The sequence below is a fragment of the [Mycobacterium] fortunisiensis genome (assembly GCF_019050325.1).
Lineage (GTDB): Bacteria > Actinomycetota > Actinomycetes > Mycobacteriales > Mycobacteriaceae > Mycobacterium > Mycobacterium fortunisiensis.
This window is the reverse complement of the sequence record NZ_VOMB01000020.1, coordinates 425,757-444,292: the sequence shown is the minus strand read 5'-3', so window position 1 is coordinate 444,292 and position 18,536 is coordinate 425,757. Positions and strand designations below refer to the sequence as shown.

Sequence of the window (18,536 nt, the reverse complement as noted above, 5' to 3'; positions counted from 1 at the left end):
GCCGACTTAGCCTGGTGTGATACAGCTCACGATCGGAGGCTGCCGATGCGAATTGCGGACGTGCTGAAAAACAAGGGCGCGGCGGTGGTGACGACGTCACCGGAGGCCACGGTGACCGAGCTGCTGGCCGGGCTGACCGAGCTGAACATCGGCGCCATGGTGGTGCTCGGCCCGGGTGGGAGTGTGGCCGGGATCGTCTCGGAGCGCGACGTGGTGCGCAAGCTGCACGAACGCGGCAGCAGCCTGCTGGCGCAGCCGGTATCGGAGATCATGACGACGGTGGTGGCCACCTGCACCCCGCGCGACAGCGTCGACCATCTCAGCGCCCTGATGACCGAGAACCGGGTGCGCCACATTCCGGTGCTCGACGGCGGGCGGCTGGCCGGGATCGTCAGTATCGGCGACATCGTCAAGACCCGGATGGAGGAGCTGGAGGCCGAGCAGGAGCAATTGCAGGCCTACATCACTCAGGGGCGTTGACCCTGCAGCGAGATCAACTGGTGCAGAACCGAATTGGATGTGCAAGGGTGGGCGTGTGGTTTCCGTAGAGGTGTGCCCCGTGCACAAGTCCGAGGTCAAGGGTCTGGCCGCTGTCCTGGGGCGGGCTTTCTACGACGACCCGGTGATGCGGTGGATGCTGCCCGATGAGGCCCACCGACAGCGGGCACTGGCCCGGATGTTCGCCACCATGACCCGGCACCATTTTCTGTCCGGCGGCAGCAGCGAGGTCGCGTATCGCCAGGACCGGATCGGGGCGGCGGCACTGTGGGATCCACCCGGCCGGTGGCGGCAGACGCCGCTGGAGGAACTTCGGATGATGCCCGGTTTTGCCCGGGCGTTCGGGCGGCACTTCACCCGCGGCAAGCAGGTCGCCGAACTGATGAAGAAGCATCACCCCCAGGAGCCGCATTGGTACCTGGCCGTCATCGGCAGCGACCCAACAGTGCGCGGCGGCGGGTTCGGGCAGGCGCTGATGCGGTCGCGGCTCGACCGGGTGGACGCCGAGCATGCCCCGGCGTATCTGGAGTCGAGCAACCCCGACAACGTTCCGTACTACCTGCGGTTCGGTTTCGAGATCACCGGCGAGATCGAGTTGCCCGACAACGGCCCGGTCATGACCGCCATGTGGCGCCGGGCGCGCTGACCACAAGCGTGGCCGGCTCAGCCGGTGGTTCCCGTCATCTTCAGCACCAACAACACCCCGACCGCCACGAACACCCCGATGAGCAGCACGAGAGCCACGATCGTGGCCACCGAGGTGGGCGTGATCCGATTGCGCGGCCGCGGTTCCGGCTCGCCGAGGCCCGACGTCTGAGCCGAGTCCGGGGGAGTGGCGCCGGGCGTGACCCCGCCACCGGGCTCCAGGTCAGGGGTCTGGGCCGGGTCGGGATCGGGTGGCAGGGCGGTCATCGGCAGGGAATACCCGTTCACCCCGATTTCATACGCTGCCCCGCCGCGCGGACGAGCCGCCCGCATCGTGGCTGTTACAGTGCGAGGGCCGACCAGCAGGGGAATCCGGTGCGAAACCGGAACTGACGCGCAACGGTATGGGGCAGTGCCTCGAGTCCGATCACCTGCGGCCGGGAATGACCGTCGACGGCTCCGCGACCGAGCCCCGCATCGAAGGAAGTCCTGGGCGTGCGTATCTCCGCCGTGCTGCTGTGTCTGTTGTCCGTGACGGTGACCCTTGTCGCCGCCTGCGGTTCGCCCGACCCTGACCCGGGTGCGGACCCCGCTGCCGGTCCCGGCCCGACCAGCTATCCGCTCACCCTCGAGAACTGCGGTGTGCAGGTCACTTTCGACCGTCCACCGCAGCGCGCGGTATCGCTGTACCAGTCCTCCACCGAGATCCTTTTGGCGCTCGGTCTGGCCGACCGGATGGTCGGCACCTCGACCTGGTTCGACCCGGTGCTGCCCGAACTTGCCGCCGCCAATGCCACCGTTGCACGGTTGGCGGACAACGATCCCGGGTTGGAGGCGGTGCTCGATGCCGAGCCCGACCTGGTGACCTCGGCGAGCGCGCACACCTTCACCCCTGCCGTGGTCGCCGAGCGCAGCCGGTTCGCCCAATTGGGCATCCCCACATATCAATCACCGTCGGTGTGCGTCGGAGCGACGGTGGCCGGCGAGACCGTCACCCGCACCCAGCCCTTGGCCCTGGACACGCTGTTCCGGGAGATCCGCGAGTTGGCCGAGATCTTCGATGTGCCACAGCGGGGCGAGGATCTGGTCGGCCGGCTCACCCGGCGGTTGGAGAGCGCCGCGACGGTCACCGCGCCGGACACCAGCGTGGCGTTCTGGTTCTCCGGGTTGCGCACCCCGTATCTGGCCGGCTGCTGCTCGGCGCCCGGTCTGTATGCCACCGAACTCGGCGTCACCAACGTCTTCGCCGACGCCCGCGCGGACTGGCCGGAAATCAGCTGGGAGGCACTGGCCGACCGTGATCCGGACGTGCTGGTGCTGGCCGATCTGCAGCGCAGGCGCATTGACGGCGACGCCCTCGAGACCAAAGTGAAGTTCCTGGAATCGAATCCGGTCACCAAGAACATGACGGCCGTGCGCGCCAAGCGCTATGTCGTGCTGACCGGGTCCGAACTCGATCCCGGAATCCGGGAGATCGATGCGTTGGAGAAGTTGGCCACCGGTTTCAAGACGTTCGGTCTGGCGCGATGAGCCGGGTTCGGCGTGCCGTCGGCGCGATCAGTCTGCTGCTGGTGGCCGGATGCGCCCCCGACACCTCCCGAGCACCGCATCAGGGCGCAGCTCCCGGATATCCACTGTCGGTACCGAACTGCGGCCGACAGGTGGTGATCGACGCGCCACCACAGCGGGCGGTGTCGTTGAACCAGTCCTCCACCGAGATCCTGCTCTCGCTGGGACTGGCGGACCGGATGGTCGGCACGGCCACCTGGACCGACCCGGTCCGCCCCGATCTCGAGGCCGCCAATGCCCGGGTGCCCCGGCTCGCGCTGAACAAGCCGTCGCTGGAGACGGTGCTGGACACCGAGCCCGATTTCGTCTCGGCCTCCTTCGGCGGCACGTTGGGCCCCGGCGGGGTCGCCGACCGCGCCCAGTTCGAACAACTGGGCGTACCAAGCTATCTGGCACCCAGTGACTGCGAGGGCAAGACGTCGGTCAACGGCGATGGGGCGCGCAGCACGCCGTTCACGATGGCGGCCATCCATACCGAGATCCGGGACCTGGCACGGATCTTCGGCGTGGCTGACCGTGGCGAACTGCTCGTCGCGCAGCTGCGGGACCGGATGGGCCAGGTTACCGCGGCACCCTCCGGCGTCGACATGGCCTTCTGGTTCTCCGATGTCCGGGCCCCGTACTTCGCCGGCTGCTGCGGATCTCCCGGCGTGATCGCCGAGAGCGTCGGAGCCCGCAACGTGTTCGCCGACACCACCGACGAATGGCCGCAGGTGAGTTGGGAGAGCGTGGCCGATCGTGACCCGGATGTGCTGGTGCTGGCCGATCTGAGCCGCCGCACGATTGACGGCGACGCGCTGGCGGCCAAAATCGCCTTCCTGGAGTCCAATCCGCTCACCCGGGCGCTCACCGCGGTGCGAGAGCGACGCTACATCGTGGTCAACGGCGCCGATCTCAACCCGTCCATCCGCACCGTCGACGGCGCCGAGAAGGTGGCGCGGGGCCTGCGCGAGCTCGGGCTCGCCCCGGCGCGGTGAGGACCCAAACCGGGTGGCTCGCCGGGTTGTGGGTCGCGGGGCTGGTCCTGTTGGTGTTCTCGGCGGCGGTGGCGATCACCATCGGGCCGGCGGCGTTGTCGGTGGGCGACGTGTATCGCATCGTCGGCGAGCAGTTCGGTGCGGGCCCATCGGGCACGACGCGGCTGCAGGAGAGCATCGTCTGGCAACTGCGGCTGCCCAGGGTGGTGCTGGCGGCGATCTGCGGTGCCGGGCTGGCGCTGTGCGGGGCGATCCTGCAGTCGCTGCTGCGCAATCCGCTGGCCGACCCGTTCGTGCTGGGGGTGTCCTCGGGCGCCTCGACGGGCGCCGTGCTGGTCGCCGTGCTCGGCGTCGGGGCCGGCGCGCTGAGCCTGTCCGGCGGGGCCTTCGCCGGCGCGGTGCTGTCGTTCGCGGTGGTGCTGCTGCTGGCGTACGCGGCAGGCGGCGGCACGGATCGGGTGGTGCTGGCCGGGGTGGCCGGAACCCAGCTGTTCTCGGCGTTGACCTCGTTCATCGTGTTGTCCTCGGCAGATGCCGAGCAGACCAGGGGAGTGCTGTTCTGGCTGCTCGGTTCGCTGGCCGGGGTGTCCTGGTCCGACGTCCTGGCCTGCGCGGTCGTCGTCGCCGTCGGGCTGGCGGTGTGTCTGGCCCAGGCACGCGTCCTCGATGCCTTCGCCTTCGGTCAGGACGCCGCCGCGACACTGGGGGTCGCGGTGACCCGGGCCCGGATCGTGCTGCTGGTGATCACCGCGTTGGTGACCGCCGCCCTGGTCAGCGCGGCCGGGGCGATCGGCTTCGTCGGCCTGGTGCTGCCGCACGCCGCGCGCTTTGTGGTCGGGCCCGGCCATCTGCGCCTGTTGCCGACCGTGGTGATCTTCGGTGCCGTCTTCATGGTGTGGGTGGACACCCTGGCCCGCACCGTGTTCGCCCCGCAGGAGTTGCCCACCGGGGTGGTCACCGCCCTGCTCGGGGTCCCCGCCTTTGCCCTGATCTTGTTGCGACGCAGAGGTATTCATCGATGAGTTTGCGTGCGGTCGAGGTGAGCTGGACCCGGTCGGGACGGCGCGTGCTGCACGGGGTCACGGTGGACCCGGTCCCGGGCAGCACGGTGGGGCTGTTGGGCCCCAACGGATCCGGCAAATCCTCACTGCTGCGTCTGCTGGCCGGCATCGACCGGCCCGACTCCGGCTGCGTGCAACTCGACGGCCAGGAGCTGCACACGATGTCGCGCCGTGCGGTGGCCCGCCGGGTGGCCGTGGTCGGCCAGCATGCCGAGACGGACCTGGATATCACGGTGCGCGACGTCGTCCGGTTGGGGCGCATCCCGCACGCCCCGGTGTTCGGCGCCGGCCGCGACGACGCCGCAGCCGTGGCGGCGGCGCTGACCGCCACCGGTCTGGGCGAGATGTCCGGCCGGCTGTGGCACACCCTGTCCGGTGGGGAGCGTCAGCGCGTGCAGATCGCTCGGGCGCTGGCCCAGGAACCCACTGAACTCCTGCTGGACGAACCCACCAACCACCTCGACATCGCCCACCAACTGGAGATCCTGGCGCTGATCCGCCGGCTTGCGGTCACCAGCGTGGTGGCGCTGCACGATCTCAACCTCGCGGCGATGTTCTGCGACCACTTGGTGGTGTTGTCGGCTGGGTCCGTGGTGGCCGCCGGCAGCCCGGACGAGGTTCTGACCGAAGATCTGGTGGCCGAGGTGTACGGGGTGCGCTGCCGGATCACGGTCGACGCGGCCGGTCCGTTCGTCCGTTTCGAGCCAGGTGCCGACCTGCCCGGTTAACTCCAGGAGTACTGGGCGCGCAGCCGGACGGCGACCGCCTCGAACCGGTGCCGATCCAGGATCGCGCCCTCGCGGCGGATGCCTTCCTCGGGCACATCGAGCACCCGGTCCAGCCGGACCCAACTCGGTCTGCCGTCGTAGTCCCAGCTGCCGGTCCCGATCCCGATCCAGTCCGGATCGTCGCGGTGGTAGTCCTGGCTGGACAGCATCAGACCCAGCAGGGTGCGTTGGTCGCGGCCGACCACCAGGACGGGACGGTCCTTGCCCTGGGTGGGGTCGTCCTCGTAGACCACCCAGGTCCACACGATCTCTCCTGGATCGGCCTGCCCGTCCAGGTCCGGGGCGTAGACGATTTTGCGGGCCCGTTGCGCGGTGGGGACGCTGTGCTCGGACACCGGCCGTCCCGCGGTGATCGCCTGCGGCGGTGGGGCGGCCGCGCCGGCCAACACCCCCAGGCCCAGCTTGATGCCCTGTTGGATGCCCTGCTGCACGGTCCGCGGCACGTTGTCGGTGGTTTGTAACTGACGGACCAGCTTCGGTGCCTCGTTGAACACCAGGTTCTCGGCGCCGTCGCGGACACCCTTGAGAACCTGCTGGAACGTCTTCCACTGCGACGCCATGGTGTCGAGCTTAGGTCAGTCACCCCCGGCGATTGTGTCGTGAGCGGGCTTGCTCGATACCCTTGAGACACACAGCACGTGCTGGACACCCACGCTCACCAGGAGATTCCCATCAGCAGCTTCGCCGACAAGACGTTCACTGCGCCGGCGCAGATCAGGAACTTCTGCATCATCGCCCACATCGACCATGGCAAATCGACGCTGGCGGACCGGATGCTGCAGCTCACCGGCGTCGTCGACGACCGGTCGATGCGCGCGCAGTACCTGGACCGGATGGACATCGAGCGGGAGCGTGGCATCACGATCAAGGCGCAGAACGTCCGGTTGCCGTGGACGGTCAACGGTGAAGAGTTCGTCCTGCACCTGATCGACACCCCCGGCCACGTCGACTTCACCTACGAGGTGTCCCGCGCCCTGGAGGCGTGCGAGGGGGCGGTGCTGTTGGTCGACGCCGCCCAGGGCATCGAGGCGCAGACGCTGGCCAACCTGTACCTGGCGCTGGACCGGGATCTCACGATCATCCCGGTGCTGAACAAGATCGACCTGCCCGCCGCGGACCCGGAGCGCTACGCCGGGGAACTCGCGCACATCATCGGCTGTGAGCCCTCCGACGTGCTGCGGGTGTCCGGCAAGACCGGTGCGGGGGTGACCGAGCTGCTCGACGAGGTGGTCCGGCAGGTGCCGGCACCGACGGGAGATCCGGACGCGCCGGCTCGGGCCATGATCTTCGACTCGGTCTACGACATCTACCGCGGCGTCGTCACCTACGTGCGCGTCGTCGACGGCAAGATCACCCCGCGCGAGAAGATCGCGATGATGTCCACCGGTGCCACCCACGAATTGCTCGAGGTGGGCATCGTCTCTCCTGAACCGAAGGCCAGCGACGGTCTCGGCGTCGGCGAGGTCGGCTATCTCATCACGGGTGTGAAGGACGTTCGGCAGTCCAAGGTCGGCGATACCGTGACGACGGCGCGCAAGGGCGCGACCGAGGCGCTGACCGGGTACCGGGAGCCCCGGCCGATGGTCTATTCCGGGCTCTATCCGGTGGACGGTTCGGACTACCCGGTGCTGCGGGAGGCGCTGGACAAGCTCCAGCTCAACGACGCGGCGCTGACCTATGAGCCGGAGACCTCGGTGGCGCTGGGCTTCGGGTTCCGCTGCGGATTCCTCGGGCTGCTGCACATGGAGATCACCCGCGAGCGCCTGGAACGCGAGTTCAACCTCGATCTGATCTCCACCGCGCCCAACGTGGTCTATCGCGTTGTCAGAGACGACGGCTCCGAGACGGTGGTGACCAACCCGTCGGACTGGCCCGAGGGCAAGGTCCGCGAGGTCTACGAGCCAGTGGTCAAGACCACCGTGATCGCGCCCAGTGAGTTCATCGGCACCATCATGGAGCTGTGCCAGTCGCGGCGCGGTGAGCTCGGCGGCATGGACTACCTGTCGCCCGAGCGCGTCGAGCTGCGCTACACCATGCCGCTCGGCGAGATCATCTTCGACTTCTTCGACTCCCTGAAATCCCGCACCCGCGGTTACGCCAGCCTCGACTACGAGGAGGCCGGCGAGCAGATGGCCGATCTGGTCAAGGTCGACATCCTGCTGCAGGGCGAGGCAGTGGACGCGTTCAGCGCCATCGTGCACAAGGATGCGGCCGCGGCCTACGGCAACAAGATGACCACCAAGCTCAAAGAGCTCATCCCGCGCCAGCAGTTCGAGGTGCCGGTGCAGGCCGCCGTGGGCTCGAGAATCATTGCCCGCGAGAACATCCGGGCGATCCGCAAGGACGTGCTGTCCAAGTGCTACGGCGGTGACATCACCCGTAAGCGCAAGCTGCTGGAGAAGCAGAAGGAGGGCAAGAAGCGGATGAAGACCATCGGCCGGGTGGAGGTTCCGCAGGAGGCCTTCGTCGCAGCGCTGTCCACCGACGCCGCTTCGGACAAGCCCAAGAAGTAACGCTTCCTCCCGCGAGCAGTCCACCGCAAGCGGGAGGCCCCCAGTTTCGCGCCTGCTCGGCGAGGGAAAGGGGCCGCGGACTCAGGCGACGTGCAGGACCGCCTTGCCGGGCACTCTGCGGCCGAGCAGGGCCCGCGCGGCCGTCGCGACGTTGTCCCAGCTGTCACGTAGACCGATCTGCGGGTCGAGTTCCCCGTCGGCCACCAGCCCCAGCAGGTAGTCCAAGTCGGCCTGGAACGGCGCCCGAACCGTGAACGGCTCCAACCGTTTCCGGTTTCCGCGGCGCCGCTCGGCCTCGAAGTCGATGGTCGTCGGCTGATTGGAGGCCATCCCGATCGACTGCACCGAGCCACCGTCGGCCACCAGACCGAAAGCCTGCGCCAGCAACGCGCCACCGACATTGTCGAGAACTCCGAACACCGGTTCGGTCACGGTATCGAGTCCGACCACCACCTCGGACGCGCCCAACTCCTCGAGTCCCTCCCCGCGGGCCGCCGCGCCGACCGCGGCCACCACATGGGCGCCGGCCCGTGCCGCCAACTGCACGGCGAATCGCCCGACGCCACCGGAAGCGCCCGTGATGAGAACCCGGCGTCCTACCACCGGGCCGAGCGCCCGCAGCGCCTGCAGCGCGGTCACCCCGGCCACCGGAAGTGCTGCGGCCTCCTCGAATTCGACGAACTCGGGAAGCTCGGCGAGATTCTCGGTGGACACCACGCGCCGTTCCGCCCACCCGGCTTCGCCACTGAAACCGACCACGCGGGTACCGGCGGCCGGGCCGGACCCGTCGGCAGCCGCCTGGGCCACCACACCCGCACTGTCCCAGCCGGGTACCTCTCCCGGCCGGCGCATGTGGTCGATGAAATGCACCTCACCGAAATTCAGCCCGATCGCGTGGACGTCGATCAGCGCCTGGTGTGGCGCGGCGGACGGTTCGACGACCTCGTCGAACCGGAGGTTGGCCGGAGCGTGCGGGTCGTAGACGATGGCGCGCATGCAGGGGCTAACCCCGGCGCCGTGGGCATCTATTCCCGTGCCGGCCCGTTTCGTAGGGTGGCGCTGATGAGTCAGCAGGATCGCCTCGATTGGGACACCACGTACCGCGGTGTGGACGTGGCCGCCGGCGAGCCGCGCCTGCCCGCGGTATTCGCCGCCCACAGTGACCTTTTCCCGACGACGGGGACCGCGCTCGATATCGCCTGCGGCACCGGCGCGGCATCGGTCTGGCTGGCCAGGCGCGGTCTGCGAGTGCACGGTATGGACGTGTCGCCGGTGGCGATCGGCCACTGCGGTGAGCTGGCGGTCCGCCACGGCGTGGCCGAACTCGCCCAGTTCGGCGTCGTCGATCTCGACGGCGGATTACCCGCGGGGCCATCGGTGGACGTGGTGCTGTGCCACCGGTTCCGCGACCGGCGGCTCTACCGGCCGATGATCGAAAGGCTGGCGAGCGGCGGCATCCTCGCGGTCTGCGTGCTCAGTGAAGTCGGTGCTGCGCCCGGCAGGTTCCGGGCCGCGCCGGGGGAGCTGCGCGACGCGTTCGCGGCGCTGGACGTGATCGACGCGGACGAGGGCGGTGGCCAGGCCTGGCTGCTCGCGCGGGCCGCGACTACCGCGTGGCGCTGACCGGGATTCGCTGAGCCAACAGTTCACCCCAGGCGTTGAAAGCCTCGGCGTATTCGGCCGACGATCCCGACCGGCCGGCGGCGAGGTCGACCAAAGCCCGCGCGATGCTGCCGATTCCGATGCCGGTGCGCTGCACCACACGTACCAGCTCGGCGAACGCCTGATCCGGCGCACAACCGCGCAGGGCGACCAGAACACCGATCGCCACGTCGATCGTGATGCGTGAAGTGTCATCTGCCCGTTGGCGGTGGTAGCTCATGACCCCGATGGTGCGCGCGCCGTGTCACCGAATCCAGACATCCGCGCACGGTGATTTGTGTCCGGTCAGTTGCTGCCGGTCGGGGACAATGGAGGCATGTTCTGCCGCCAGTACCGGATCGTGCCCGTACCCCTGGCCGCCCTGGCTTTGCTGATGGCGGGATGCGCGCAGACGGTCGAGGGAGAGGCCGTGCGGACGCAGAACTCCGTGCCGGTGGTCGCCGAAACCTTCAGCGAGTCCGATCTCGAAGAACTTCTGTTGTCCGGACCCGAAGCCGAAGGCATCGTCGGAGTGCACGGGTTCGCCCCGATGCGAGATCGCGACACCAGCAGCCGGATGAATGTCAACCCGAACCCCGTCTCCGACGAAGGTTGTCGCGCAGCGGTGTTCGCTGCTCAGAAGGCGGTGTACGCGGATTCGGGCTGGTCGGGGGTGCGTGATCAGGTGTTGTCGACGCCGAGCTCGCAGCAAACCGTCGAACAGACGGTGGTGCTGTATCCGTTGGCCGACGAGGCCCGGACGTTCTTCGATTCGGCGCGGCAGACATGGCAAAGTTGTTCGGGGACAACAGTCTCCGTTGGCACCGGCGACGAGGCGACGCACTGGGATATCGGTGACGTCGTCACCGAGCACGCTTTGTTCACCCAGCCGTCGGTCGAGAAGGATCACCCGGAATGGCCGTGCGATCACGCTCTGGCGGTGTCAGCCAACCTGGTGTTCGAAACAATGGCATGCGGGATGGGCATCAGTAACCAGGCCGCCACCATGGCAATTCGCCTGGCCGACAAGGCGGCGTCCAGATAGCGCAGTTGTCCCGGCCCGGCGGTCCCGCACCGCGTAGCGCCCGATCACATCGGGGCGTTGGCCGGCACGAAGACACCCGAGCTGTCGGCTTCCTCCTCGGCGCGGATGACGTGCACCACGGCATTGATCAGGGCCAGGTGGGTGAAGGCCTGCGGGAAGTTGCCCAGATGGCGCCCGGTGCGCGGCTCGATCTCCTCGGCGTAGAGGTGCAGCGGGCTGGCGAAGGACAGCAGCCGCTCCAGCAGATGCTTGGCCCGGCTCACCTCGCCGATCTCGACGAGCGCCGACACCAACCAGAACGAACAGATGGTGAAGGTGCCCTCTTCGCCGGACAGGCCGTCGTCGGTCTCCTCGACCCGGTAGCGCAGCACCAGGCCGTCCTCGGTGAGTTCATCGGCGATGGCCAGCACCGTGGCCCGGACCCGCGGATCATCCGAGGGCAGGAACCGGGTCAGCACCGCCAACAGCAGCGAGGCATCCAGCGCGTCGTCGCCGTAGCGCTGGGTCAGCACCCCGCGGGAGTCCACACCGCGGGCCAGGATGTCGGCCTTGATCTCCTCGGCGGTGGCGCGCCACTGCTGCGCATAGCTCTTCTCGCCCTGCAGTTCGGCCAGTTTGGAGCCACGGTCGAGGGCCACCCAGCACATGATCTTGCTGGAGGTGAAGTGCTGCGGTTCGCCGCGTACCTCCCAGATGCCCCGGTCGGGTTCCTTCCAGTGCTTGATGGCCTCTTCGACCTGGTTCTTGAGCACCGGCCACAGCGCCTCGGGTATCTGCTCGCGCGACTTGGCGTGCAGGTACACCGAATCGAGCATGGTGCCCCAGATGTCGTGCTGCATCTGGTTGTAGGCGCCGTTGCCGATGCGCACCGGCCGGGCGTTGTCGTAGCCCGACAGGTGTGGCAACTCCTCCTCGACCAGGCTGCGTTCACCGCCCACCCCGTACATCACCTGCAGGGGGTGGCGTTCGCCGTTGTTGGCGCCGGACACGTCGGCGATGAACGAGAAGAAATCGTCGGCCTCGCGGTCCAGGCCCAGCGTGTAGAGCCCCCACAGGGCGAACGTGGAGTCCCGGATCCACGAGTAGCGGTAATCCCAGTTGCGCTCGCCGTGCGGGGTCTCGGGCAGCGAGGTCGTCGGCGCCGCCAGCAGCGCACCGGTCGGCGAATAGGTCAGGCCCTTCAGGGTCAGGGCACTGCGCTGCAGATATGACCGCCACGGGTGGTCGGGAAAGTCGCCGATGTTGATCCACTGCCGCCAGGACTCACTGGTCTTCCACATCTTCTCGGCGGCCTCTTCGTAGGTCTGCGGCGCCGGGTGCTTGGACCAACTGAGCGCGACGAACACGTTGTCGCCCTCGGTCAGCCGGGTGCGGGCCCGGGCCTCACGGCCCTCGATACCGATCCGCAGGTTGGTGGTGAGCCGCAGAGTGGGGTGCGAATCCGGGTTGCGGCCGGCTCGGGCGATGGCCTCGCCGTAGGCCGGGCCGGAGTACTCCCAGGACGCGGGGACCCGGTGGTAGTCGAACGCCGGTTCGCAGTTCATCACCAGCTCCACCGTGCCGCTGACGCAGCGCACGGTGCGCAGCAGGATGTGCTCGGCGTCCCAGTCCATCGGGGTGCGCCGGTGGGTGCGTGAACGGGTCTCGAGGTCGTGCCAGGGGCCCATCACCAGCGCGTCGCGCACGATCAGCCAGCCGGTGTGGGTCTGCCAGGTGGTCTCCAGGATCAGGCTGCCCGGCAGGTAGCGGCGGGCCGACGGCACGCTCACTCCGTAGGGGCCGAGCCGGAAGTGGCCCGCATTGCGGTCCAGGATCGCGCCGAACACGCTGGGGGAGTCGGGCCGGGGCACGCACAGCCACTCCACCGAACCGGCCGAGGAGATCAGGCAGGTGTTCTCGCAATCGGACAGGAAGCCGTAGTCGGCGATCGGCGGGAAAGGGTTCCGCAGCCCCGCACCGGCCGAGTACGGCACCGGCGCGGTCACGGTCAACGGTGCCTCCGGTGTTCTGGTGGACGTTTTGCCGAGTGCCGCGACGACATCCGTGGGCTCGGTGTGTTGCAGAACCATCCGCACATCATCATCTGCGAATACAGGTGCCGTCTACCCAAGACAGGCGTGTCGAACGTTACGGGTGGGTCAGGGATGAAAACGGAGAAGTGCCCGCGATCGCCTAGGCTTGGCCCATGGCGGCAATCCTGAACTGGTGGGACGGCGTCGAACTGTGGCTGACCGGACTGCCGTTCGGCGTGCAGACCGCGGTGGTGATGCCGGTGGTGCTGGCGCTGGCCTACGGCATCGCCGTGGTGCTCGACGGCGCCCTGGGCTGGGGAATCGCCGGGCTGCACCGGCTGCGCCACGCCGGCGACGAGGCGGCACCCGAGTGACCGGGATGCCGCGCTCACGTGTCACGGTGATCCTGGTGATCCTGGTTGTGCTCGTCATCGTGATGTGGTTGCTGACCCGCTGAGCCAGTCCTGCGATCGCCCGGCGGGCGCGACACCGGAATTCTGTTATTCTTCGCGCCATGTATTCAGCGTCCGGCAGCACCGAGAGCCAGGTCTTGGCGCTCCTTGCCGTGGTTTCATGCGCTGTTGCTGACGTCGACTGTTGTCGCTGACCCGAACCCGTCCGCGGTTTGGTGTCGGCAGGCGTTCTGCGCCCGGATGCTTTTCTCTTGGCTCCCTCGCCTCCCTAACCTTTCCGTCTGACGGACCACCAGGCCCGTTGTCCGTAAGAAAGGTCCGCAGTGCCCCTCAACTCGCCCAAAGTCCTCAAGTTCTGGCATACCGCCACCGCCCTGGCCGTCACCGGAGTGCTGGCCGTCGGCTGCGCCGGCGGTGCCAGTGACGTCGCAGGTGGAGACGACAGTGTCGCGGGGGCCGACACCACCCTGACGCTCGTCGCCTACGCCGTCCCCGAACCGGGCTGGAGCAAGATCATCCCGGCGTTCACCGCCACCGAGGAGGGCAAGGGCGTGGGGGTGCGGACCTCCTACGGTGCCTCCGGCGACCAGTCCCGCGCGGTGGCCGACGGCAAACCGGCCGACCTGGTCAACTTCTCCGTCGAACCCGACATCAGCCGACTGGTCAAGGCCGACAAGGTGGCCGACGACTGGAACGCCGGCAACACGAAAGGCGTCCCGTTCGGATCCGTGGTGTCATTGGTGGTGCGCAAGGGAAACCCCAAGGGCATCAAGGACTGGGACGATCTGCTGCAACCTGGGCTGGAGGTGGTCACCCCGAACCCGCTGAGTTCCGGTTCGGCCAAGTGGAACCTGCTGGCCCCGTACGCGGCCAAGAGCAACGGTGGCCGGGATTCGGCGGCCGGTCTGGACTTCGTCGACAAGCTCGTGACCGAACACGTCAAGACCCGGCCGGGCTCCGGCCGTGAGGCCACCGACGTGTTCCTGCAGGGCACCGGCGACGTGCTGATCAGCTACGAGAACGAGGCCATCAACGTCGAGCGGCAGGGCAAGCCCGTCGAGCACGTCAACCCGCCGCAGACCTTCAAGATCGAAAACCCGGTGGCGGTCGTCAAGACCAGCGCCCACGCCGCGGCGGCCAAGGCACTGGTGAACTTCCTGTTCACCCCCGATGGTCAGAAACTGTGGGCCGAGGCGGGGTTCCGGCCGGTCGATCCGGCGGTCAAGGCGCAGTTCACCAAGGACTACCCGACGCCGGAGAAGCTCTGGACGATCGCCGACCTGGGTGGTTGGGAACAGGCGGATCCGTCGCTGTTCGACAAGGACAACGGCTCGATCACCAAGATCTACAAGCAGGCGACTGGATGACTTCGGTAGCCGAGGCCGGTGCCGCCCAGCCTGATTCGGTTGCACCCGAGCCCGGGGAGCCGACCCCCGGCGCGCGGAGCGGCCGGTACGGCAGCACCTCCCTGCGGGTGGGCGCCGCCTCGATCTGGTTGAGCGTCATCGTATTGCTGCCGCTGGCCGCGATCGTGTGGCAGGCGGCCGGCGGCGGCTGGGATGCCTTCTGGTTGGCCGTCACCTCCAACGCGGCGGTGGAGTCGCTGCGGGTGACGCTGACCATCTCGGCCGGGGTGACCGTGGTCAACCTGGTGTTCGGGCTGATTGTGGCCTGGGTGCTGACCCGCGACGACTTTCCCGGCAAGCGCATCGTCGATTCGGTGATCGATCTGCCGTTCGCGCTGCCCACGATCGTGGCCAGCCTGGTGATGCTGGCGCTGTACGGCCCGGCCAGCCCGATCGGGCTGCACCTGCAACACACCAAATGGGGTGTCGGGGTGGCACTGCTGTTCGTCACGCTGCCGTTCGTGGTGCGTTCGGTGCAGCCGGTGCTGCTCGAACTCGACCGCGAGACCGAAGAAGCGGCCGCCTCGCTGGGCGCGAGCAATCGGGTCATCTTCGTGCAGGTGATCCTGCCTGCGCTGCTGCCGGCCCTGCTGTCGGGGGCCGGCCTGGCGTTCTCCCGGGCCATCGGCGAATTCGGTTCGGTGGTGCTGATCGGTGGCGCGGTGCCGGGCGAGACCGAGGTGTCCTCCCAGTGGATCCGGACCCTGATCGAGAACGACGACCGCACCGGGGCCGCAGCGATCTCCATTGTGCTGCTGGTGATCTCCTTTGTGGTGCTGCTGGTGTTGCGGACGGTGGGTTCGCGGGCGGCCAAGCGTGAGGAGCTCTCGGCATGACGCTCTCGCCGTCGGTGCGTTACCTGCTGCGGTTCCTGGCGCTGGCCTACGTGGCGGTGCTCGTGGTGGTTCCGGTCGGGCTGATCCTGTGGCGTACGTTCGGGCCGGGCATCGGCGCGTTCTTCGCGTCGGTCGGTACGCCCGCGGCGATCTCGGCGCTGAACCTGTCGCTGCTGGTGGTGGCCATCGTGGTTCCGCTGAACATCCTGTTCGGCGTTCCCACGGCGCTGGTGCTGGCGCGCAACCGGTTTCGCGGCAAGAGTGCCCTGCAAGCCGTCATCGACCTGCCGTTCGCGGTGTCGCCGGTGGTGGTGGGCGTGGCGCTGATCCTGCTGTGGGGCTCGGCCGGGTTGTTCGGCTCGGTCGAGAACGACCTCGGGTTCAAGATCATCTTCGGGTTCCCCGGCATCGTGCTGGCCAGCATCTTCGTCACGGTGCCGTTCGTGATCCGCGAGGTCGAACCGGTGTTGCACGAGATCGGCACCGATCAGGAGGAAGCCGCCGCGACGCTGGGATCGACCTGGTGGCAGACGTTTTGGCGGATCACGTTGCCGTCCATCCGTTGGGGCCTGACCTACGGCGTCGTGCTGACCATCGCCCGCACGCTCGGCGAGTTCGGTGCGGTGCTCATGGTGTCGTCGAACCTGCCGGGGGTGTCCCAGACCCTGACACTTCTGGTGGCCGACCGTTACAACCGTGGCACCGCCGATTCCGTCTACGGCGCATATGCCATCTCGACGTTGCTCATGGGCGTGGCCGTGCTGGTCCTGGTGGTCCAGGTGATCCTCGACCGACGCCGAACCAAGGCCGCGCAGTAGGCCTGAAGAAGGAGTGAGTGCTATGACCGACGCCATCGTGGTTCGGGGCGCCAACAAGAGGTACGGCGATTTCGCCGCGCTCGACAACATCGACTTCGAGGTGCCGTCGGGTTCGCTGACCGCCCTGTTGGGCCCGAGTGGCTCGGGCAAGTCGACGCTGCTGCGCGCCATCGCCGGACTGGACCAACCCGACACCGGCACCATCACCATCAACGGGCGCGACGTCACCGGCATCCCGCCGCAGCGCCGGGGGATCGGGTTCGTGTTCCAGCACTATGCCGCGTTCAAGCATCTGACCGTGCGCGACAACGTGGCCTTCGGTCTCAAGATCCGTAAGCGTCCCAAGGCCGAGGTCAAGGAGAAGGTCGACAATCTGCTGGAGGTGGTGGGGCTGGCCGGTTTCCAGACCCGCTACCCCAATCAGCTCTCGGGTGGTCAGCGCCAGCGCATGGCGCTGGCCCGGGCCTTGGCGGTGGATCCGCAGGTGCTGCTGCTCGACGAACCGTTCGGGGCGCTGGACGCCAAAGTGCGCGACGACCTGCGGACGTGGCTGCGACGCCTGCACGACGAGGTGCACGTGACGACCGTGCTGGTGACCCATGACCAGTCCGAGGCGCTGGACGTGGCGGACCGGATCGCGGTGCTGAACAAGGGGCGTATCGAGCAGGTCGGCTCACCGACCGAGGTGTACGACGAGCCTGCCAATGCGTTCGTGATGTCGTTCCTCGGGGCGGTATCCGAGCTCAACGGAATCCTGGTGCGCCCGCACGATATTCGCGTGGGCCGGAATCCGGAGCTGGCCGTCGCCGCCGGTGACGGCACGGCCGAGGCCACCGGGGTGCTGCGGGCCACGATCGACCGGATCGTGATGCTGGGCTTCGAGGTGCGGGTGGAGCTGACCGGCGCGGCGACCCACGTTCCGTTCACGGCACAGATCACCCGCGGCGACGCCGAGGCGCTGGGGTTGAAGGAGGGCGACACCGTCTACGTGCGGGCGACGCGGGTTCCGCAGATCGCCGGCGATGTGCAGGTTGCGGTGAGCGGCAAGGCTTCCGGGGACGATCCGGAGAAGAGCAGCGACGAGGACCAGCCGGTGACCGTCGGCTGAGACGGCCACCGTCGGATCAAGCCAGGGTCAGGAACAGCTTCTCCAGCTCGGCGACGTCCATCGGTTCGTCGCTCTCGCCGGAGAGGCATTCCCGCAGACTGGTGGCGACGATCTTGAAGCCGGCGCGGTCCAGCGCGCGGGAGACCGCGGCCAACTGGGTGACCACGTCCTTGCAGTCACGCCCCTGCTCGATCATGGCGATGACGCCGGTGAGCTGGCCCTGGGCCCGCCGCAGCCGGTTGAGGATGGCGGCGACCGATTCTTCGTCGCAGATCATGTTGTCTCCTGGTCGATGTCGCAGTTGGTGATGCCCATCATACCCTCCGGGGTATGGGGCCTCGGGATTATCGGGTTGCCGCGGGCGGGCCGGTCAGCCACCGCAGCGGGCACCAGCCCAGCCGGGCACAGCTGAGGTTGCCCAGACCGGCCAATGCCGTCAGGGCGGCCGCGAGAACCCCGACGACGGGGTGGATCTCCTGGCCGAGCATCACTGACGCCATGGCCAACACGAACCAGCCGAAGGCCCGCCGCAACACGTCAGGATCGACGCGCACGGTGAGGTGGCTGCCCAACAGGCTGCCGAGCACGGCTGCGGCCGTGACGGCGCCGGCCACCGCCCAGTCGATCGAGGTGGAACTCAGGTGTCCGGCCAGCCCGGCGGCCGAGTTCATCGTGATCACCAGCAGCGAGGTGCCCACCGCGACAGGCATCGGCAGGCCGCCCAGCAGCACCAGCGCCGGCACCACGAGGAATCCGCCGCCGGCGCCCACGGTTCCGGTGACCAAGCCGACCGCCAGACCCATCAACGCGACCTTTGCGATCGACGTCGTGCGCGTGGGTGCTTCGCCGGCCGGGCGCCGCGTGATCATCGCGATCGCGGTGGCGATCATCACCGCGGTGAACGCGATCAGCAGCACCGATCCGGGGATCGCCTGGCTCACCATGCCGCCGAGGTAGGCCCCGGCCATGCCGGCAACACCGAACGCCAGGCCGCTGCGCCATCGCACGCGCCCGGCCCGGGCATGGGCGAATGTGCTGACCGCGCTGGTGATCCCGACCACTACAAGCGAGGTGGCGATCGCCTGCTTGGTGTCCATGCCGGCGACGTAGGCCAACAGCGGAACGGTCAGGATCGAGCCGCCGCCGCCGAGGAGTCCGAGTGACACCCCGACCAGGACGGCCAGCGCGACAGCGAGGGTGATCATG

The 18,536-nt window shown here is 68.3% G+C and carries 22 protein-coding genes; 15 read left to right on the top strand and 7 right to left on the bottom strand.

Features of this window, described 5'->3' with window-relative positions:
• Positions 1–45: 45 nt before the first annotated feature.
• Together FR943_RS18090 and FR943_RS18085 are read left to right on the top strand one after the other, a co-directional pair.
• Complete coding sequence (locus tag FR943_RS18090; RefSeq protein ID WP_217159602.1) at positions 46–480, top strand: CBS domain-containing protein; 435 nt, start codon at positions 46–48, stop codon at positions 478–480.
• Between the two features lie 37 nt (positions 481–517).
• A complete protein-coding gene (locus FR943_RS18085; RefSeq protein WP_217159601.1) occupies positions 518–1,144 on the top strand; it encodes a GNAT family N-acetyltransferase in 627 nt (208 codons plus the stop codon).
• A 17-nt stretch (positions 1,145–1,161) separates the two neighbouring features.
• On the opposite strand, the gene FR943_RS18080 is transcribed toward FR943_RS18085, so the two are convergent.
• Entirely contained in the window at positions 1,162–1,410 is a 249-nt protein-coding gene (locus FR943_RS18080; RefSeq protein WP_217159719.1) for a DUF6480 family protein, read from the bottom strand.
• Between the two features lie 228 nt (positions 1,411–1,638).
• On the opposite strand from FR943_RS18080, the gene FR943_RS18075 reads away from it, so the two are divergent.
• Genes FR943_RS18075 through FR943_RS18060 form a run of 4 tightly spaced genes read left to right on the top strand, consistent with a single transcriptional unit; the run spans position 1,639 to position 5,478 of the window.
• Complete coding sequence (locus FR943_RS18075) at positions 1,639–2,673, top strand: ABC transporter substrate-binding protein (protein WP_308170590.1); 1,035 nt, start codon at positions 1,639–1,641, stop codon at positions 2,671–2,673.
• Positions 2,670–3,689 (top strand): ABC transporter substrate-binding protein, encoded by a 1,020-nt coding sequence (locus FR943_RS18070; RefSeq protein WP_217159600.1) that lies wholly within the window; start codon positions 2,670–2,672, stop codon positions 3,687–3,689. The genes FR943_RS18075 and FR943_RS18070 overlap by 4 nt, the downstream gene beginning before the upstream one ends.
• Complete coding sequence (locus FR943_RS18065) at positions 3,686–4,711, top strand: FecCD family ABC transporter permease (RefSeq protein WP_217159599.1); 1,026 nt, start codon at positions 3,686–3,688, stop codon at positions 4,709–4,711. Before FR943_RS18070 ends, FR943_RS18065 begins: the two co-directional genes overlap by 4 nt.
• Positions 4,708–5,478, top strand: a complete 771-nt coding sequence (locus tag FR943_RS18060) for an ABC transporter ATP-binding protein (protein WP_217159598.1) — start codon at positions 4,708–4,710, stop codon at positions 5,476–5,478. Before FR943_RS18065 ends, FR943_RS18060 begins: the two co-directional genes overlap by 4 nt.
• Here FR943_RS18060 and FR943_RS18055 read toward each other — a convergent pair.
• Positions 5,475–6,098 carry a type II toxin-antitoxin system PemK/MazF family toxin gene (locus FR943_RS18055; protein ID WP_217159597.1) on the bottom strand — a complete coding sequence of 208 codons (624 nt, stop codon included), beginning with the start codon at positions 6,096–6,098 and terminating at the stop codon, positions 5,475–5,477. The genes FR943_RS18060 and FR943_RS18055 overlap by 4 nt on opposite strands.
• Before the next feature lie 78 nt (positions 6,099–6,176).
• Between FR943_RS18055 and lepA the strand changes: the two genes are divergently transcribed.
• Positions 6,177–8,051 carry a translation elongation factor 4 gene (gene lepA / locus FR943_RS18050; protein WP_308170589.1) on the top strand — a complete coding sequence of 625 codons (1,875 nt, stop codon included), beginning with the start codon at positions 6,177–6,179 and terminating at the stop codon, positions 8,049–8,051.
• Positions 8,052–8,132: 81 nt separating this feature from the next.
• Here the strand turns inward: lepA and FR943_RS18045 are convergent, their stop codons facing one another.
• Positions 8,133–9,047 (bottom strand): zinc-binding dehydrogenase, encoded by a 915-nt coding sequence (locus tag FR943_RS18045; protein ID WP_217159596.1) that lies wholly within the window; start codon positions 9,045–9,047, stop codon positions 8,133–8,135.
• 66 nt (positions 9,048–9,113) lie between these two features.
• On the opposite strand from FR943_RS18045, the gene FR943_RS18040 reads away from it, so the two are divergent.
• On the top strand, positions 9,114–9,674 hold the full coding sequence (locus tag FR943_RS18040; RefSeq protein ID WP_217159595.1) for a class I SAM-dependent methyltransferase: 561 nt from the start codon (positions 9,114–9,116) through the stop codon (positions 9,672–9,674).
• Here FR943_RS18040 and FR943_RS18035 read toward each other — a convergent pair.
• The gene (locus FR943_RS18035; protein WP_217159594.1) at positions 9,658–9,933 is read right to left on the bottom strand and encodes an ANTAR domain-containing protein; all 276 of its coding nucleotides are present in this window, start codon (positions 9,931–9,933) and stop codon (positions 9,658–9,660) included. The genes FR943_RS18040 and FR943_RS18035 overlap by 17 nt on opposite strands.
• A 96-nt stretch (positions 9,934–10,029) precedes the next feature.
• On the opposite strand from FR943_RS18035, the gene FR943_RS18030 reads away from it, so the two are divergent.
• Complete coding sequence (locus tag FR943_RS18030) at positions 10,030–10,737, top strand: sensor domain-containing protein (protein ID WP_217159593.1); 708 nt, start codon at positions 10,030–10,032, stop codon at positions 10,735–10,737.
• A 44-nt stretch (positions 10,738–10,781) separates the two neighbouring features.
• On the opposite strand, the gene FR943_RS18025 is transcribed toward FR943_RS18030, so the two are convergent.
• Positions 10,782–12,806 carry a glycoside hydrolase family 15 protein gene (locus tag FR943_RS18025; protein WP_217159592.1) on the bottom strand — a complete coding sequence of 675 codons (2,025 nt, stop codon included), beginning with the start codon at positions 12,804–12,806 and terminating at the stop codon, positions 10,782–10,784.
• 116 nt (positions 12,807–12,922) lie between these two features.
• Between FR943_RS18025 and FR943_RS18020 the strand changes: the two genes are divergently transcribed.
• The 6 genes from FR943_RS18020 (at position 12,923) to FR943_RS18000 (ending at position 17,330) form a co-directional block, all read left to right on the top strand.
• Entirely contained in the window at positions 12,923–13,123 is a 201-nt protein-coding gene (locus FR943_RS18020) for a hypothetical protein (RefSeq protein ID WP_217159591.1), read from the top strand.
• Positions 13,124–13,263: 140 nt separating this feature from the next.
• Complete coding sequence (locus FR943_RS26880; RefSeq protein WP_372448172.1) at positions 13,264–13,356, top strand: Ms4533A family Cys-rich leader peptide; 93 nt, start codon at positions 13,264–13,266, stop codon at positions 13,354–13,356.
• A 129-nt stretch (positions 13,357–13,485) separates the two neighbouring features.
• Positions 13,486–14,529 carry a sulfate ABC transporter substrate-binding protein gene (locus tag FR943_RS18015; RefSeq protein ID WP_217159590.1) on the top strand — a complete coding sequence of 348 codons (1,044 nt, stop codon included), beginning with the start codon at positions 13,486–13,488 and terminating at the stop codon, positions 14,527–14,529.
• The gene (gene cysT / locus FR943_RS18010; protein WP_217159589.1) at positions 14,526–15,404 is read left to right on the top strand and encodes a sulfate ABC transporter permease subunit CysT; all 879 of its coding nucleotides are present in this window, start codon (positions 14,526–14,528) and stop codon (positions 15,402–15,404) included. The genes FR943_RS18015 and cysT overlap by 4 nt, the downstream gene beginning before the upstream one ends.
• Complete coding sequence (gene cysW, locus FR943_RS18005) at positions 15,401–16,222, top strand: sulfate ABC transporter permease subunit CysW (RefSeq protein ID WP_217159588.1); 822 nt, start codon at positions 15,401–15,403, stop codon at positions 16,220–16,222. The genes cysT and cysW overlap by 4 nt, the downstream gene beginning before the upstream one ends.
• A gap of 22 nt (positions 16,223–16,244) precedes the next feature.
• The gene (locus FR943_RS18000; RefSeq protein ID WP_246585081.1) at positions 16,245–17,330 is read left to right on the top strand and encodes a sulfate/molybdate ABC transporter ATP-binding protein; all 1,086 of its coding nucleotides are present in this window, start codon (positions 16,245–16,247) and stop codon (positions 17,328–17,330) included.
• Positions 17,331–17,346: 16 nt separating this feature from the next.
• Here the strand turns inward: FR943_RS18000 and FR943_RS17995 are convergent, their stop codons facing one another.
• On the bottom strand, positions 17,347–17,607 hold the full coding sequence (locus FR943_RS17995; protein WP_217159587.1) for a metal-sensitive transcriptional regulator: 261 nt from the start codon (positions 17,605–17,607) through the stop codon (positions 17,347–17,349).
• Between the two features lie 67 nt (positions 17,608–17,674).
• Positions 17,675–18,535, bottom strand: coding sequence for a sulfite exporter TauE/SafE family protein (locus tag FR943_RS17990; protein ID WP_217159586.1), 861 nt, complete (start codon positions 18,533–18,535; stop codon positions 17,675–17,677).
• Position 18,536: the final 1 nt, after the last annotated feature.

Coding starts and splice junctions, on each gene's coding strand:
- FR943_RS18090 (WP_217159602.1), top strand. CDS start 46: ATGCGAATTGCGGACGTGCTGAAAAACAAGGGCGCGGCGGTGGTGACG.
- FR943_RS18085 (WP_217159601.1), top strand. CDS start 518: ATGTGCAAGGGTGGGCGTGTGGTTTCCGTAGAGGTGTGCCCCGTGCAC.
- FR943_RS18080 (WP_217159719.1), bottom strand. CDS start 1,410: ATGACCGCCCTGCCACCCGATCCCGACCCGGCCCAGACCCCTGACCTG.
- FR943_RS18070 (WP_217159600.1), top strand. CDS start 2,670: ATGAGCCGGGTTCGGCGTGCCGTCGGCGCGATCAGTCTGCTGCTGGTG.
- FR943_RS18060 (WP_217159598.1), top strand. CDS start 4,708: ATGAGTTTGCGTGCGGTCGAGGTGAGCTGGACCCGGTCGGGACGGCGC.
- FR943_RS18055 (WP_217159597.1), bottom strand. CDS start 6,098: ATGGCGTCGCAGTGGAAGACGTTCCAGCAGGTTCTCAAGGGTGTCCGC.
- FR943_RS18045 (WP_217159596.1), bottom strand. CDS start 9,047: ATGCGCGCCATCGTCTACGACCCGCACGCTCCGGCCAACCTCCGGTTC.
- FR943_RS18040 (WP_217159595.1), top strand. CDS start 9,114: ATGAGTCAGCAGGATCGCCTCGATTGGGACACCACGTACCGCGGTGTG.
- FR943_RS18035 (WP_217159594.1), bottom strand. CDS start 9,933: ATGAGCTACCACCGCCAACGGGCAGATGACACTTCACGCATCACGATC.
- FR943_RS18030 (WP_217159593.1), top strand. CDS start 10,030: ATGTTCTGCCGCCAGTACCGGATCGTGCCCGTACCCCTGGCCGCCCTG.
- FR943_RS18025 (WP_217159592.1), bottom strand. CDS start 12,806: ATGGTTCTGCAACACACCGAGCCCACGGATGTCGTCGCGGCACTCGGC.
- FR943_RS18020 (WP_217159591.1), top strand. CDS start 12,923: ATGGCGGCAATCCTGAACTGGTGGGACGGCGTCGAACTGTGGCTGACC.
- FR943_RS26880 (WP_372448172.1), top strand. CDS start 13,264: ATGTATTCAGCGTCCGGCAGCACCGAGAGCCAGGTCTTGGCGCTCCTT.
- cysT (WP_217159589.1), top strand. CDS start 14,526: ATGACTTCGGTAGCCGAGGCCGGTGCCGCCCAGCCTGATTCGGTTGCA.
- cysW (WP_217159588.1), top strand. CDS start 15,401: ATGACGCTCTCGCCGTCGGTGCGTTACCTGCTGCGGTTCCTGGCGCTG.
- FR943_RS18000 (WP_246585081.1), top strand. CDS start 16,245: ATGACCGACGCCATCGTGGTTCGGGGCGCCAACAAGAGGTACGGCGAT.
- FR943_RS17995 (WP_217159587.1), bottom strand. CDS start 17,607: ATGATCTGCGACGAAGAATCGGTCGCCGCCATCCTCAACCGGCTGCGG.
- FR943_RS17990 (WP_217159586.1), bottom strand. CDS start 18,535: ATGATCACCCTCGCTGTCGCGCTGGCCGTCCTGGTCGGGGTGTCACTC.